A 16,894-nucleotide genomic window follows, 5' to 3' on the forward strand; every position below is an offset into this window, starting at 1 on the left:
TTATTTTAAATTATTTATTATTGAAGTAATCATGGCTGCCATAGATGTAGTCGAGCTGGCAATACTTAGTATCTCGGCCAGGCTACCTCTTCTGTCATGTTGTGTCTTGGCGGGAACAACAATTTCACATCCCGGTTCGACTTTAGGGTAACGTTTGAAAAAGATACCGACTTTGCGTGTTGTAGCCACTTTTCCATTCATATAGATAACGATCGGATATTTGCGGGCAATATCGTTATAACCTCCTGCTTGTGAAAGGCAATCGCGTACGGATAATCCTTTCGTGTAAGTCATACTGTTCGGATAGGTTACCGAACCACTTACTTTTACTGTGCTTTGTAGTTGAGGTATATAAATAACATCCCCGTTGCGGAGAACCAGATCGTGTGTGCTTCCGGGATGGGCGAGTGCCTGCTTCAGGTCAATACCGACAGAATAATCTTTTATGTTAGCCAGCGATAAGGCGACAGAATCTTTACTTTGTTTATTATTATTGCTCAACTGAAGCAATGTTTCTACCTGGCGCATTTCATCTCGTGTTAACTGACGTTTCAGGCTGGCACCATTCACGTAAGCATCTTTGGTGACACCTCCGGACTGGGCTATAATATCACTTAGCCGGGTGTTTTTATAAGGTAAGGCATAATCGCCAGTGAATGTCACTTCGCCGTTTACCTTGACAACCTGCTGTTTCTCGTAACCGGGCGAGAAGCGAACAAATACATCATCGAAAGGTTCAAGTATGAATAGTGTATCTACATGAGAATCGGATGGTTTTGAAGAAAGTTTCAGATCATTTGCTACTGAAACCGTATATACATGAGATATCCGGTTGGAACTTTTATCGGCAGTAGGATTTTTTATACGTCGTGCAACTTCCACATTGATTGTAGAGGCTGATTCCTGTAAGCCACCGGCTAATATAATCGCATCTTCCACGGTCATATTCTTACTGAAAGGAATTACTGTATCCGGATTATTAACAGCTCCTCCTACCTTAATAGTATATGGTTCCCGAAGTTCAAAAAGAGAAGGAATATGTAATTTGTCTTCTTTTTGTAATTCAATATCAGGGGCTTTCCCATTCAAAATTTCCTGCACATCGATAGCGATGACCGTACTGGTAAAGTCCGGATTCAGACGGGTAATATGTGCTCTTCCTATAAATTCATCTCCTTTTAATCCGGCTGCCTGATCGATAAGTTGTTTTACTGTATGAACTCTGGGACTCAGTTCGTATTCGCCGGGTCGCCAAACAGCTCCGGTTATTGTGATCCGGTTATCATAAAAAGGAATAACGGAATCAACCAACAAAGAGTCTCCGTCATGGAGTACGAAGGTTGGAAAATCATCTTCCGTTATAGTTGCTATCTGATAACGTGACCCGGATTTGCGTTTGATCGTAACATCTTCTGTAAAGGCATCTCCGGTAAAACCTCCTGCCATTTTCAGCAGGTCGCTTAAAGTTTCACCTTTACGGAGTTCAAAAGTACGGTTGCGTTTTACTTTCCCTTTGGTGTTGACCAGTTGGTCGTATGGTTCGATAATAATCATGTCATTATCTTCCAAGCGAATATTCGTATCATATTTCCCATTCAGAAGGTAATCATATACATCGAGGTTGGCAATCTCTTTATTATTTCGATACACACGTATATTACGTAGAGAACCTATGTCATTAACACCTCCTGCTGCATATAAAGCATTGAATAGACTGGCCAGTGAAGGAAGCGTGTAAGTTCCAGGGGTAACAGCTTCACCGACTATATTCACCTTTATACTACGTATCTTCCCCAAACCAACAGAAACGAAGGTATTTGGCTCGCTGCCATCAACGAGATTCGTCATAATCTTTCCCAGCTCCTGCCTGATACGATTTTCTGCTTGCTCAACCGTGAGGCCACTTATGGAGACAGGACCCAGATTAGGAATAATGATCGTACCGTCGGGAGATACGGTTAATTTCAGGTTTAACTCAGAATCCCCCCATACGTTGATCTGCAATTCGTCCCCGGCTGATAACGGATAATTCCTGGGGGTAGGCATATTCAGATTCGGCTCGAAAGAGAGATTCTTATTTGAAAATATTTCACGTCCGAAGACTTGGTTTTTGCTACTGTCCTCCGGAGTGTTATATTCACGTTGTAAATCCAGCGGAGGAATTTCTGTGTCGATTGTGATCCGATCTGTTATCGGGTTTTCAGCTGCAGGAATGGTTACTTGTTTTGTGTCCTGTTGTTCCAGGCGTTTTCTCATTTCCTGTTGAATCTGCTCTTCTGTCATTCCGGCAGCTTTAGCCTTCTCCAATAGCTCCTGCGGTATTTGGGCAAAAGTAATGACAGGGATAAAAAGGCAAAAAATACAAAAGAGGTATCGGCTCAAAGTTCTCATAAAATCTTTCTTATTTGTGTTATAATTCTTTGGCAGGCCAGTCCATCCCCATAAGGATTAACGGCTTTACTCATTTGGTCATAATAAACCTGACTTTCCAGTAACCGGGAAGTCTCTTCCAATATCCTAGTGAAATCTGTTCCTACCAGTTTAACTGTTCCGGCGTCTAGTGCTTCCGGACGTTCGGTCGTATCACGCATCACCAACACAGGTTTCCCTAATCCGGGAGCTTCTTCCTGAATACCTCCACTATCGGTCAGAACAATTGTCGATAGTTCCATCAAGTAAACAAACGGAAGATATTCCAGCGGCTCTATAAAGAACATATTTGGAAGATGTGTATCTCCGAATACTTCCTGTATTGGTTTCCGAACGTTCGGATTCAGGTGCATCGGGTAGACAAAGTCTGTTTCGGGATATTTCAGTGCCAATGTTTTAATAGCCTTACACATGGCTATAAAACCTTCACCGAAGTTTTCCCTGCGATGACCTGTTATTAAAACCAATTTCCGGTTACTTTGTTCTGATAGACGGGTAATTTTATAACCTGCTCTTTCCAGTTCATTAGTAAGCTGTTGTCGTAAATCATCCTTGTTTTTTATTTGGCTGACTACGTGATACAAGGCGTCTATTACCGTATTTCCTGTTACTATGATCCGGTTTTCTTCAATGCCTTCAGACAGTAAATTTTTTTTACTTAATGACGTTGGAGAGAAGTGCCAGGTGGCAATTCTTCCAGTGATTTGCCGATTCATTTCTTCCGGCCAGGGACTGTATATATTATGTGTACGTAATCCGGCTTCTATATGTCCGACCGGTATTTGCTGATAAAAAGCAGCCAAGGCGGCGGCAGTAGAAGTGGTGGTATCACCATGTACCAGTACCAGGTCGGGGCGGGCATCCTGTAAGACTTCTCTCATTCCTGTCAGGACACGGGCAGTCACATCGTAGAGATCTTGCCCTTGTTTCATGATATTCAGATCATAGTCAGGATGAATATCAAAAATATGAAGTACCTGATCCAGCATTTCCCGGTGTTGTCCGGTAACACAAACGATTGTTTGGAACTGGTCGGGATATTTTTGAAGCTCCTTGATCAGCGGAGCCATTTTTATTGCTTCGGGGCGGGTACCGAAGACTAACATAATCTTTTTCATATTACTTCTTTTATTATATTCAGCATACGTTTAGCGAGTTGTTTACGATCAAAATCATGAGCCAGTTTCCGGCATCCGGCTTTACATTGTTCATATAAAACGGGATCGGAGAGGAGTAAATGGAGTTTCCGGCTAAAATCTTCTTCCGATTCCGGTTCAAAGCATAGTCCGGCCTGATAAGATTCCACTATTTGGCGAGCCTCACCATTTACTCCCATAAGGATTGGAATTTCCATACCTGCATTTTCAAATATTTTAGAGGGGATCACAGTTGTAAATAATTCTGATTTACGAAGGTTTATCAATGCAATGTCAAGAATAGATATATATCGTTTTACCTCTTGTTTGGAAACCGGATCGAGCATGGTTACATTCATTATTTTTAATTGCTCTTTAAGCTTTAGCAGATTCTTCTTTTCCGCTCCGGCTCCGATAAAAAGAAAATGGTAATTATTTTTGCCTTCCATATTAGCTGCACATTGTAGGATGAAGTCCAGTTTATGAGCCATACCATGTGTACCGATATACCCTATTATCTTTTTCCCTTTAAGGTTTAATTCTTCGAGTAATTTCTCGTCTTTGGCGGTAGGGCTAAATCGGGTTAGATCGACTCCGTTTTTTATAACTTCAATTTTATTGGGAATAACATTCTTTTCTTCCAGTCTCTTTTTAAAAGAATCGGTAACAACAACAATTTTATCTGCTAAACGATAACATTTTTTTTCTTCCCACTCGAAATAACGGATGATAGGATTATCCTTCATTGCTCCGACTGTCTTTATCGATTCCGGCCATAGGTCGCGCACTTCCATAATCCAGGGTTTCCTTTTCCAAAAAGACAAAGTGCGTCCTGACAGAGCTGTAAAGAACTGAGGAGAGGTAGCTATGATAATATCAGCCTGTTGGAAGAGACCTGCCAGAAATGATGTTACAGAAAAGCTGATATAGTCCAGTGTTCTTTTTATAAATCCTTCATTTGCCGTGATATAACTCCATACACGAATGACATGGATGCCATCCATCATTTCCTGTTGGTATGGTTTATTTGTGTATCCTTTATAGACTTTTCCTTGGGGGAAGTTTGGAGTACAAGTAATAACGGTAACTTCAGCTCCTTGCCGTATCCATTCTCTGCAATGTTCATAAGTACGTGTAGCCGGAGCATTTACTTCCGGAGGAAAATTATCAGTTAGAAATAATATTTTCATAATTGCTGTATTTTATCAGTCTGTATGGTATATTGCATCTGATTAGTAAAGGAGATGCATATCTTTTTTGAAGGGATCAATTTGTTGTATTCAAAAGCAATTTCACAGTCTTCTATCCATATTTCATCTGTTCCATAGAAGGATAATATGGCCAGGTTTGTTTCTATTGTGTCCTGATTGATAGAACGGATCTTTACATCCGGATGAAGAATAATCGTATTAACCCCTTTCTTTTCTGTAATGGGTTGAAGGGAGTCACAGACCATAATAGTAGTATCGTTCAAATCAAATATTCGTTGATGTTCGATCCCTGATTGCTTGAATCCATCATGCCTGGCAGTAATACAGTTACGATCTTCTTTCAGGCTGATGATTTTGGCTCGTTGAGCCACTCGGAAGCCTCCCCATACTTTGCTGGAACTTAATCCTTCAACCTGCACTGTATTATGGGCTTGTGTTTCACGTTCATATTGCCTGCGAACATTCTTTTCATAAGTTGATATGCCGGAATCGATAATAAAAGGTTTTCCTGCAATTCGTAACTCATAATTGAAAGTATCGGCATGAGCATGCCCCGGAATATAATCCGGGCCTATATTGCCAACATCTATTACCATTTCAAAAAGATTGGAAGTAAATTTCCGGTATCCACTTTCTTTTAATATATGAGTAGACCACTGGATACCTAACCGTTTAGCATAGGCGAACAAATCCCTGGAGGAGGGGGCGATTTCGTAAGCGGAATCATTCAATAAAGGAATTGTTCCGTCTTTATAGATAATAGCATTTAACCAGCTAAGCATAAGCCGGGCTTTTTCCTCCAGAAAAGCGACGACGCTCTCTTGTCCTTCAAAGCGGTAATTGTATTTTAAAGCATTAATACAATCTAATAACCGGTCTAGAAGTATTTCGTGATACATCGGACTCAGTTCATAATGAGCCCCATCCGGAAGAATTTGTTCATTGAGTTCTTTTGTCAACAGCCAGATTGCTTTCTCATAAAATCTATCATCCCGGAAATAAAGTCCTCCCCATAAAAGAGAGTAAGCATTTTCAAGGAGGTGATTGCCTAGGAGATGGAATTCGAGGTTTCTATATAAACTGAGATATTGAGAGTATAATGAACTATCCCATTTTTGTTGTTCTTTTATTGGGATAAGTTCTTGGTACTGGAAGACACATTTAATCCAATTTATACCTCTAAGTGAAATAGGATAGGGTTCCATTCCTGATCGATTTTGAGGAAGTGTGTCAATGAACAGATTTATCCAGTGAGAAACATCTTCGAAAGTGATTTTCTTTTGTAAAAGGAAATCCATATAGTTCAGATTATAAGTCCATAACATAGATCCTTCCGTATGATTCCAACTTTTAAACTTTTTATTAATGTTCAGAAATGTAAAAGAACTATCAGGTTGTAGACTAAAAGCTTTATCTATACATCTCACAAGAGATAACGGATATCCTTTACGCTCTTTATTTATCAGAAAATGTATTCCTCGTTTCTGCCGGAGATGATATTTCATTTGATAAATAATTTGTTTAGGGCGTAAATATCGTAAAGTATGATAATATAAAGACGCTTTCATTGTTGGAGATGTTTTAATTGGGACACGACTGCTTTAAATTTTCCGGCTTGGGTACGTGGTATTTCAGATACATATTCAAAAAGAACCTGTATATTACTGCTTATATAATGTTTAACCTGTTCACGGATAAAGTTTTCTGTTTGAGTGGAATAATTATTTCGGCGGACGATTCGTAATATTATTTCCTCAGGTTTTATTTGTAGGATCTGACATTCTTTCACATCATGAGTCTCTTTAAATAGATAGTCAAAACGCATGATTTTTGCACCCTCCGGTGTCAATATATAATCTTCTGTTCTTCCCGTGATTTCTTTTATTATTTGGCTTTTCAGATGGCATTGGCACGGATGGTCATCAAATATGGCAGTATCCCCGTTTCTATACCGTATAAAAGGCATTCCATAATTAGCGAAACCGGTTGCCAACAATTCTCCTGATGCTCCGTCTTCATTATATGTAGGTGATGTTAATTCAAAGTGGCCAAGCTCAAAATCTTCATGATAATTATTCGCTATACACTGGGAAGCTGAAGCTGCCTCTTCAGAGAAACTGTAGTGTTCATGTATTTTGCTTCCTTTGAATATTTGGACGATTTGCTTTCTTTGATATTCAAATAACTTTTCTGCTCCGGTGAATATATGTTCAGGAGGATTGGATATGGTTAGTCCTGCTTCTTCAATCTGCAATGAAAGTTGATAAATAATAGAAGGATATCCTGTAAAATACTTAAAACCTGCCTGATTAATAAAATTCGCAAGATGATTGATTTTATTATGAGTGATATGCTGCATACTGATAAAGTATTGATTCATTGCTTTGTTTTGTCTCCAGTATGGAGGCTTGTCGGTTGAGATGGGGACAACGGTTTTTCCTGTTAGAGTGAGATATTTATCTCCAAGTGTTATACCAAATCTGGCCATATACCTGTAAACAACAGCCCAATAGAATTGTACACTATACTGAGTCCAGAAAAAATTTAATGCAGTTCCGGTACTACCGCTGGTATGATATTGAATAAGCTTTTTGGCGGGAATATTATCGGCAAGCATTTCTTTCCAATGCATGCGAACTTCTTCTTTTGTCAATTCCGGGAATAAAGGAAGGTCGTCTATTGATTTGAAATCACTCGGTGATAATCCTGCAGAAGAATATTTTTGTTTATAATAAGGACAATGGTTATAAGCATGATGTATGATTTTGTAAATATTCTCTTCTTTATAGGATCTGATCTGCTCAGCATTCCACTCGGAAGTACTGTCTAAAAAACGATGAATGGCATAAAAATCTTTATTAAATCGTAGTTCTTTAAGCTTATATCCATAAATGGAACAAGCCAAATTTTGCAGAGACGGTGTTAGTCTTGCATATATATTTTCAAGTTTCATATAAAATATTAATTGAATGTTTATGAAATGATCTTATCTACTATACGCTTATTAACTGTTTCAGAGTCAAAGTTTTCCGCAAAAGAATGTAAAGCATTCCGGGAATAGCCGGCATAATTAGTTGAATTAAACGATAAAATAGCTTTTTCCAGTTCTTCTATGTTTTTGGGTGAGATCAACTTCCCATTGTATTGATCTGTCACAATTTCCGGGATTCCTCCAAAGTTTGTTGTTATAACAGGTATTCCAAGGGAAAATGCTTCAATGATAATACCGGGATATCCTTCTCCTGCATGAAATGTAGGGAGTAGCAGTACATCATAGTTTATAAGTGTGTTGGACACCTGATCAGGCTCCAGGCTTCCATGATAGGTTATATTATATTGGTTGAAATAGTCGGAAGTGTAGCTATTGTCTCTAATTGGGCCGTAAATATCCAATATGTAATTAGGGGGTAATCGTTTGGAAACTTCTAATATTTCATTGATCCCTTTGCTTTGTTTGACGTGTGATATAAAGACGAATCGTTTTTGAAAAGGAGATGTTTTTATTATCTTGTTTTTTCTGCGTGCATTTGGAAACCATATCACCTTGTCAGGATTACCACTTAATTCAGCAAAAAAGGACACTAGCTCTTTCGTTTCAACAAGTATGAGGTCTGTCCTTTTTAAAAAAAAGCGGAAGTAAGCTTTTATGATAGATGATTGTTTCTCATAAACAGTTTTAAAACTTCCTGCAAATTTCCGAAAAACAATTTTCTTGTTACAAAGTAATGCTAATGGACTTAAAAGAGGAAAAAGTATAAAAGCCCCTTTACTTGTCACATGAAAAGTTATAATATCTACATTTCTGAGATTCATCATATATTTCCCTATAACATATAAGATGTTTATTCCTTTTGAAAATCTTCCGCTAAATCGATTTGTCGGTATTACTTTATATGAATATTGCTTATTAGTCAGATAATCGATAAAGTCTTGTAATAGGATGGTAATACCCCCATAACTATTTGTTCTGCTTTTATAGGGAATAGCTCCTATAATAAGTATTTTTTTGTTATGATTTTCCATCTGTTTAAAAATTAGGAACTCTCCAATAAAATCTGTAAATGATCTTATTTAATACTCGTCCGGCAGGATTAGTCTTAAAGAAATAGAGTAGGTTATGCCATCTTGTCTTTTTATGATTTATTTTACAGAACATTTCTGATAATGAAGCTTTCATATCAAGACTTTTCCGGTTTTGTGCGTTATGAATCCGATATGTAAAAACAGCTTCATGTCTAAAAGTTATAATTGTCTGGGGATATTGTAAGTACAATGAATAGAATATACCCCAGTCGTCGGTTCCTTTATTTTGTAAATCAGCATAACCTCCTATTTTATTAAATATATTTTTACTGATAATATATTGTCCCGGCGAGACAGCTATATTTGATAAAAGAAATATTTTTAAATCGGCTAAATATTTTGCATTCGCGTACAGCCCGATTGTTTTACCCCGAAAAGGACTAAAGTGTTTGTCATTATTCGTATTATGCAGATTTAGTCCGGAAAAAGCAATTTGTGCATTATCTATCTCAATGGCTCTTAGTAGAGTAGAATAAAAAAAAGATGAGATATAATCGTCCTGATCTATAAAATGTAGATAATTTCCGGAAGCTATATCCGCTCCGATGTTGCGAGAACATCCTTGTCCTTTATTAGTCTGATTATTATGTATTATCGACCGCGGGATAGCATATTTTGCAAATATGGAATGAACGAACTCTTCTATATCCTCCTCCGGATAATCATTCACAACCACAATTTCTCTAAATCTTTTATAGGTATATGGCGACTGAAGATTTTTGGATATTGATTGTATAAGTTTATCGAAGTATATTTTATACCTGTCATTCAGCAAATGATATGTTGGTATAATGATTGAGAATGTATTCATTAGAAACTATTTTTATTTAAATCATTTCAGGTACTAATCGTGCAAACATTGTGTATTCTATCAGAATATTTAGAAATAATGCTATGAGTACAGCCCTTTTGTTCAAAGAAGAATATTCATATAAGAAAGTGAGTAATATGAATTCGAAGAATATGAATATTTCTCCTAATCGGCCACCGGCCGGAACAAAATAGAACATGAGGGTAAGAATTGTTCCAATACAGTATGTATTTAAAAAGAAATTATACGTTTTTACTTTGTTTGGATATATATAGTCTTTTAAATAGACAAACAGGATACCACACAGACCGAATTTTATTTTTGACAGACCATACATTTGTGAACTAGTATCGGCATGGTCTATATATTTTTGAAATCTTGGAGAGAATGATAAAAGCTGTGACATTGTTTCCAACTGCGTTAATATCTGATTCTGCAGAGATATAAATGGAAGGAGAATTCCGATGCTCAGTATTACATAAAGATATTTCTTTTTAATATTGATAAATCCGACTAAAGGTAAAATGTAAAACAGTATGGTTGTCTGATGGATAAAAAAAGCAATCGTGACAATAGCATAGTAAAAAAAGAGCCCATACGGTGTCTTATGATTTAGCAAATAGGTAATTCCTATGTAACAAATAGATATGGCTAATGCCACCCGTATAATGATACCGAAATAGTAAAATCCGAAATAAGGTAAGAATAGAAGAAAGGCTAAATTTACGTTTTCAACGAGTTTTCTTGTGCATAAAAAGTAACAGCAAAACAGGAAACAGAGATAAATTAAAAGAAAAAGATGAAAACTTACTCCGAAAGAGAGACATGATTTATTGATGAACATAAACCCTGTTTCCACAATATCTTCCATACTCTGGAATAGGTAAATTTCTTTATATTCCAGAGTGTCGGGTATATTATCACTACGTAATAAGGATAAGAGAGCTATGATCCATGTATAAAGAATTGTATATAGGAGGAACTTAGTTCTTTTATTGAATTGTAGAAAATAATCTAATACGTAAAGATAAATGGTTAGAGCTAAAGTTGCGATATACATACTGCTTTATTCTTTAACCGACGATTCGATCAAATTTTTTAATTTTGAATAAGCCTTTTCCCAGGTGAACTGTTGAATATACTTGTTCCCATTATCTGCTAATTTGTATCTTAGCGAATTGTTAGTTATTAATCTTTCTATATTATTTGCTAATGCCAAAGGATCTTTTACCGGAGATAATAAGGCGGTTACTCCTTGCTGGCATACGACTTTGAATCCTTCGATATCAGTGCAAGCTACAGCGCAACCACATTGCATTGCTTCCGGTGGAGTCAGGCAAAATCCTTCTCCATGACTGGCATTAATGAATATTGCGGCTTCATTATACAGGCGGTTATGTGTCTTTTTATCTGGTTGCTGATAGTAGTTTATCCAATCTGGAAGATCTTTGGGTTGTTTGGGAAATCCGAAAAGATTAACTAGTAATTTCGGGAATTTATTTTTTACGATTTGAAGAGCCTCAAATGCATCTTTACAGCCTTTTTCCGGCATAGGATGATAAAGCATTGTGATGCAATATTTATTTTTGTCAGCATAATTGATTTCTTTTCGGAAGTAATTGAAATCAAATCCATTATAGATTAGATCTACTTTCCCTCCTACTGATTCTATTTTTCCCTTCAGCCAGGGAGCTATTGTTACTTTATGCATTGGATAAGTATATGTTTCCAATACTTTTTCTTCCGGTAAAGCCCATGTTTCAAATCCTTGTATAAAATAAAATTTATGCTTGGCTGTGATGTTTTTATATTCATTTAAATATACAGCAGTCTGAACAGCTGTTGCTATGTATATATCAGCAGCCGGTACGTTTGATTCACGAAGGTCCCACACAGGAAATAGTCTGATGCGTCTATCCAGGTCAAACCAGTTATAGGGTGTGTATCGCTTAGGGCTATAATTCAATAAATAGCGGATAATTGCTTTCACTTTCTTTTGGGGGCTGAGAGTATTGTAGAAATGTACGGCTGGAAATACAATAGATATTTGGAATCCATCATTGGCCAGTCTATTAGCATATTCGAAGACCACTTTGAATCCTCCCGACGGAGCATACCCTACAGCCGGCATTAAAAAGCATATATGTTTTCCCATTATTTTGTTAATAATTTATTTTTCTTTATAATATAGTAATTGTAGATAAGTTCGAATGTCCCTGACAGACTGACGGCGAATGCTATAATACCAATATCCTTAATAAAATAAACTCCGGCTAAACAGACTGTCATAAAAATGACCAATGCGCTAACTTGGCTTTTTGTAACATAACTATACAATCCCAGTGGCACATAAACAAAGTTTATAAAGCAACCTACCAGTAACCAGCAGGGAAGTATGATGCTTAAGATTAGCATCAATGGATAGGCTTCCAGCATGTCAGCTCCTGCAAATATTCTGATGACTAATTTTCCGAAAATGGCTAATCCGATTATTATCAGCAGGGAAAGAAGTCCTTCCATATTGATGATTTTCTTAATATATGTCTTGCTGTATTCTTTTATCACCTTCGGAAATAAAGCATTATTTATTTGTGCTATAAAGTTCATCGGTACGGCTACTAATTTATTTGCAAGGTCGTAAATGGCAACATCCGACATGGAAAATGAAATACCTATAATAAATATCGTAAACTGCTGTTTTATAATGCTTGCTGACGAAGAAAAGAAAAATGGAATTGAATCCTTAAATAACTTTCTGATAACAGAAAAGGGTTGCCATCTGATAATCAGTTTTTCTTTTTTTATTAGAAGGTATAAGGTATATAAGCCACTGATACAACCACTGGCCGATATGATGAGTGCTACGATCCAGGTGTCGGATGGGGCGGTTACAAATAAAAAGATGAATGGTAAGGATATTATTTTGGTTACGACCTGGGCAAATGTAACAGACTTCATCTTTTGCATTCCCTGGAAATACCAAACTGGTAGTAGAATCGTTGTTATAATGTTTGAATAGCAAAGAAGATAAATAATCCAGTCTTTTCTGAAAAAATCAAAGTGCGTTATCAGTAGAATGAATACGATTACTGAAACTACAGCCAGATATATTTTTGCTGTCAGAACCGACGATACAATGGATGATTTCATCTCCCTGTTATCCGGCTGGATAGATATGATCTTTACCGCAGGGAAATCGAAGCCGAAGGATATGAAAGTTTGGAAATAAGTAGTGATGGATGATGCGAAAACGAATAATCCATAACTATCTGCTCCAAGCTTTCGGATAAGAAAAGGATAAACAAGTAAGTAGAAAAAAGAGTTTACGAACTTTATAATGGTCATAAAACAGTAGTTGATGATTACTGTTTTATGATTGTTTATTATATTCTTAGCTCTGGTTGGTGTGATCATTTACTTTTTAAATATCCCACAAAAATCCAACACCACCTTATCCCCCCTGTAAGGCAATTCTTTAAACTCCTTATGTGCCACCAAAAACGCCACAATATCCGCCTTTTCGTATGCCTCCCTGTAATCAGTCAGCTTAAACACCTTATGCTCCTGCACATTCGGTTCGACGACCAGGATGTCGGCATTGTTATGGCTTTGCATCACTTTGGTTGTGATGTATTTGGCTGGTGATTCCCTGAGGTCGTCGATGTTGGGCTTGAAGGCCAGGCCCATCATGGCGACGATTGGCTGGCGGTGATGCTTCAGCTCGAATTTGAGCATGGCGTTTTCTATCTTTTCTGCACACCAGAACGCTTTGTAGTTGTTGATCTCACGCGCTTTGGCGATCAGCTGCGACTCGTAGGGGAATTCGGCGGTGATGAAATACGGATCCACAGCTATGCAATGTCCACCGACACCGGAACCCGGTTGAAGGATATTTACCCGGGGATGTTTGTTGGCCAGCTCGATAAGCTCCCAGATATTGATCCCGGCCTTGTCACATATCAACGACAGTTCGTTGGCAAAGGCGATTTGTACGTCGCGGGACGAGTTTTCGGTTAACTTGCACATCTCCGCTGTTTTGGCATTGGTCTTATGCAATGTACCTTTTACGAAACGGCTATAGAACTCGATTGCTTTCCCGGTCGACTCCGGATCGATGCCACCGATCACCCGGTCGTTATGCACCAGTTCATAAATGACATTACCCGGCAACACACGTTCCGGACAGTAGGCAATGTATATTTTCCCCTTCAGTTCCGGGCGAAGCGAGAAGATCAGCTCCGTCATTTTATTCGTTGTTCCCACCGGTGAGGTAGATTCTATCACGAACAGGTCGCCCTCTTTCAACAGGGGGATAGTCGAACGGGTTGCCGTTTCCACATAAGAGATATCCGGTTCATGGTTTCCTTTGAATGGGGTCGGTACCACAATCAGGTATACATCGCTGACCTCCGGTTTGACGGAAGCTTTCAGATGTCCGGAAGCCACTACCTGCTGGCACAACTCCTGCAATCCCGGTTCTACAATATGGATCAAACCTTTATTGGTCATTTCTACCACCTGTGGGTTGATATCTACGCCTACGACGTCAATGCCGTGTTCGGCTGCTATTATTGCTGTGGGCAGGCCTATGTAGCCAAGCCCCATAAAACATGCTTTCATCTTTTAGTTCAGTCTTTTAAATAATATTTTTTTCATTGATAATTTTCTTCTTATGATATATCTTGTCCAGACAAACATTCAGTAACGTCCAGACCACTATATCTCCCAGAAACAGGATATTGATGTTGACGAAGGGAGCAAGCAGAATATTCACGCTGCTGAATATCCATGAGATCCCGAGGATATAAAGCAACGCCTTTCGTGGTGAAAAGCCCATCGCCAGAAATTTATGATGTATATGGTTCCTGTCGGGTGAAAACAGACTTTTCTTTCTACGGAATCGGATCAGCATAACCCGGATCACATCGAACATCGGAACGATCAGTGTAGAGAAAGAAATCAGTATCGCACTGGGCGAGTGGGGAGCTTCATACGGATCGTATACGGCATAACGGATACATAGAAATGCCAGGATATATCCTAAAGTCAGGCTACCGGTATCCCCCATAAATATCTTGCGGCCATGTTCGGCCTGTCCGAATACGTTGTAGTAGAAAAAGGGGATGAGCACACCCAATGTCGAGAAAGACAGCATGGCATACGTCCACATCTGATAGTGCAGAAACAGGGATCCTAAAATGAGCAATGCCGCTCCACTCAATCCGGAAGCCAATCCGTCGATACCATCGATCAGGTTGATCGCGTTGGTTATGAATACGATAGCAAATATCGTCAACGGCATCCCGATCCAGGGAGCCAGTTCATTGATCCCGAATAAACCGTAAAAGTTATTGATCCATAAACCCGATAGGGGAAGCATCGTGGCTGCGATGATCTGTACGATGAATTTGGTATGATACCGCAGGCCGATTAAATCATCTTTAATACCTGCCAGGTAAAGAATGATCAGTCCGCAGATAAGCAGATAAAAATCGGGAGTGATGTGGGGAGTGATATCCTTCGGTATTTTCAAACCATACAGATAACCCAGATAGGAGATAGCGGAGACAAAAGCTAATGAGAATAAAATAGTCGGGGCGAATGATATCCCACCCAAGCGGGGAATAGCTTCTGTATGTATTTTTCGCTCATTAGGCATATCAAAGAGTCTTTTCGTTAATGCCACGATCAGGATGCGTGGAATTATTAACATCGAGAAGATGATTGATATTATAAAAGCTAGTAAAATCAAGAGATATATCATTTGCGTTGTAAGTTAAGTTATACGACAATGTTCGTCAGTCACATGGGGGTAACTGTCGGAAGCGATTTTGCTCATAAAAAACATACCTGATTTTTGGCTGATAGGGGGCGTGTCCCTGGAGAGGTATGTGTTTTTTGTCTAGCTGTGTATATAAACAGAAAATGCGCAAAAACGTTCATGGGAGAAGTTGCATTTACTCTATTTTAACGCTGAATTTCAACACATTTGACGGTGTATAGAAAGGTGTCGGTAATAGGCATCGCCTGATATTCCATGTATACAAAAGATTATATTTTGTTGTTAAAGACTACTTTTTCTCTTTTTTGCATTCATTGGCTTCATCATTGTGTCTACCTTTTGATAATTAAAGCTTTAAAGAATGTATTGCAGGCCCTTCGGGTTCATTTTGCTTTCATCCCGGCTTCATCCCGGGTTGTATCTGATTTTTTGACTGGTAGTAACTGCGGCTTTTAACTTAGAATAATAGAACCGGGGTGAAATGCGTAAGGTATTGGTATTTAATTTATTGCAGTTTCCTGAATTTTTTTAATAAGGAAACTCCAGTTCCCTCCGCAGGAAACTACAATTTCCTATGCGGGAAACTCGCGTTTCCTCCTGTGGAAACTCCGGTTTCCTAAGCAGGAAACTGAGACAGGACGAAGTGTCACGATTTATGATAAGTTGTCAACTGGTTACCTGTATCGGCAAATGATATGATTTTACTGATTGAAAAGAGTAGGAATGATGATAAAAAAAGAATAGAGCATGAAGGTCTATGAAAGCAGGTATGACGGCCATATGAACCCGAAATGAACCCGTGTTTTGTTTGTAATATGTTGATAGCTAATTTGATATGGCAAATAATGAAGGCTGAAGGCATAAAACATAAAAAAAGAGAACCAACCTTGTTGATTCTCTTTCGGTAGTTGCGGAGACAGGACTCGAACCTATGACCTTTGGGTTATGAGCCCAACGAGCTACCACTGCTCCACTCCGCGATATAGTTGCTATCATTGCCTGATTGCGAGTGCAAAGGTATGAATTATTTCTTACAAAACAAATTATTTTACAAATAGTTTGTGTATTTCTTTGCTTGACACATTTACCCTGCTGATAGTAAGGCAAATGTGTCAATCTGTTTTATAATTCATTTTCTTCAAAATAATCTGCTTCATATACCTTCAGCTTCTTTTGCAGCCGGCCGATCTCCTGTTGCATGGATTTGACACGGTTCAGCAGATGGTGAATGGCGTCTATTCCTTCGAAGTTGATGGACAGGTCGTAATACATACGTGTATACCTTTCAATATCGTGCAGTTGGGAAGCTTTCAGGAACTTCTCACCTTCAACGATACGGATTTCTATCAGTCCTCCTTCTTCCAGGCGGAAAATGAAGGCCGGTTCGATATGGCATATCCGGCAATATTCATTGACTATAATTAAATCTGCTTGCATAGTA

At 38.3% G+C, this 16,894-nt stretch carries 13 protein-coding genes and 1 tRNA gene; all 14 read right to left on the reverse strand.

The annotated features are described in order from the left end of the window. The gene (locus tag HMPREF1536_RS16835) at window positions 1-2,391 is read right to left on the reverse strand and encodes an SLBB domain-containing protein (protein WP_028727566.1); all 2,391 of its coding nucleotides are present in this window, start codon (window positions 2,389-2,391) and stop codon (window positions 1-3) included. After that, a complete protein-coding gene (gene wecB / locus HMPREF1536_RS16840) occupies window positions 2,388-3,548 on the reverse strand; it encodes a non-hydrolyzing UDP-N-acetylglucosamine 2-epimerase (RefSeq protein WP_028727565.1) in 1,161 nt (386 codons plus the stop codon). The genes HMPREF1536_RS16835 and wecB overlap by 4 nt, the downstream gene beginning before the upstream one ends. Further along, entirely contained in the window at window positions 3,545-4,756 is a 1,212-nt protein-coding gene (locus HMPREF1536_RS16845; RefSeq protein WP_028727564.1) for a glycosyltransferase family 4 protein, read from the reverse strand. The genes wecB and HMPREF1536_RS16845 overlap by 4 nt, the downstream gene beginning before the upstream one ends. Continuing rightward, window positions 4,753-6,345 carry an alginate lyase family protein gene (locus HMPREF1536_RS16850; RefSeq protein WP_028727563.1) on the reverse strand — a complete coding sequence of 531 codons (1,593 nt, stop codon included), beginning with the start codon at window positions 6,343-6,345 and terminating at the stop codon, window positions 4,753-4,755. The genes HMPREF1536_RS16845 and HMPREF1536_RS16850 overlap by 4 nt, the downstream gene beginning before the upstream one ends. Continuing rightward, window positions 6,342-7,730: a phenylacetate--CoA ligase family protein gene (locus HMPREF1536_RS16855; protein WP_028727562.1), complete on the reverse strand. Its 1,389-nt coding sequence runs from the start codon at window positions 7,728-7,730 to the stop codon at window positions 6,342-6,344. Before HMPREF1536_RS16855 ends, HMPREF1536_RS16850 begins: the two co-directional genes overlap by 4 nt. A gap of 20 nt (window positions 7,731-7,750) precedes the next feature. Continuing rightward, window positions 7,751-8,800, reverse strand: a complete 1,050-nt coding sequence (locus HMPREF1536_RS16860) for a glycosyltransferase family 4 protein (RefSeq protein WP_044192076.1) — start codon at window positions 8,798-8,800, stop codon at window positions 7,751-7,753. Between the two features lie 4 nt (window positions 8,801-8,804). Beyond that, window positions 8,805-9,671 carry a glycosyltransferase family 2 protein gene (locus tag HMPREF1536_RS16865; protein WP_028727560.1) on the reverse strand — a complete coding sequence of 289 codons (867 nt, stop codon included), beginning with the start codon at window positions 9,669-9,671 and terminating at the stop codon, window positions 8,805-8,807. 16 nt (window positions 9,672-9,687) lie between these two features. Beyond that, complete coding sequence (locus HMPREF1536_RS28445) at window positions 9,688-10,731, reverse strand: EpsG family protein (protein ID WP_028727559.1); 1,044 nt, start codon at window positions 10,729-10,731, stop codon at window positions 9,688-9,690. Between the two features lie 6 nt (window positions 10,732-10,737). Then, the gene (locus HMPREF1536_RS16875) at window positions 10,738-11,826 is read right to left on the reverse strand and encodes a glycosyltransferase family 4 protein (RefSeq protein WP_028727558.1); all 1,089 of its coding nucleotides are present in this window, start codon (window positions 11,824-11,826) and stop codon (window positions 10,738-10,740) included. Beyond that, window positions 11,826-13,085, reverse strand: a complete 1,260-nt coding sequence (locus HMPREF1536_RS27140; protein ID WP_081693310.1) for an oligosaccharide flippase family protein — start codon at window positions 13,083-13,085, stop codon at window positions 11,826-11,828. Before HMPREF1536_RS27140 ends, HMPREF1536_RS16875 begins: the two co-directional genes overlap by 1 nt. Beyond that, entirely contained in the window at window positions 13,086-14,291 is a 1,206-nt protein-coding gene (gene wecC / locus HMPREF1536_RS16890) for a UDP-N-acetyl-D-mannosamine dehydrogenase (RefSeq protein WP_028727555.1), read from the reverse strand. Window positions 14,292-14,307: 16 nt separating this feature from the next. Further along, window positions 14,308-15,435, reverse strand: coding sequence for an MraY family glycosyltransferase (locus HMPREF1536_RS16895; protein ID WP_028727554.1), 1,128 nt, complete (start codon window positions 15,433-15,435; stop codon window positions 14,308-14,310). 926 nt (window positions 15,436-16,361) lie between these two features. Further along, window positions 16,362-16,433 (reverse strand) — tRNA-Met (locus HMPREF1536_RS16900). Between the two features lie 142 nt (window positions 16,434-16,575). Then, a complete protein-coding gene (locus HMPREF1536_RS16905; protein ID WP_028727553.1) occupies window positions 16,576-16,890 on the reverse strand; it encodes a chaperone modulator CbpM in 315 nt (104 codons plus the stop codon). Between the last annotated feature and the right edge of the window lie 4 nt (window positions 16,891-16,894).

The sequence above is a fragment of the Parabacteroides gordonii MS-1 = DSM 23371 genome (assembly GCF_000969825.1).
GTDB lineage: Bacteria > Bacteroidota > Bacteroidia > Bacteroidales > Tannerellaceae > Parabacteroides > Parabacteroides gordonii.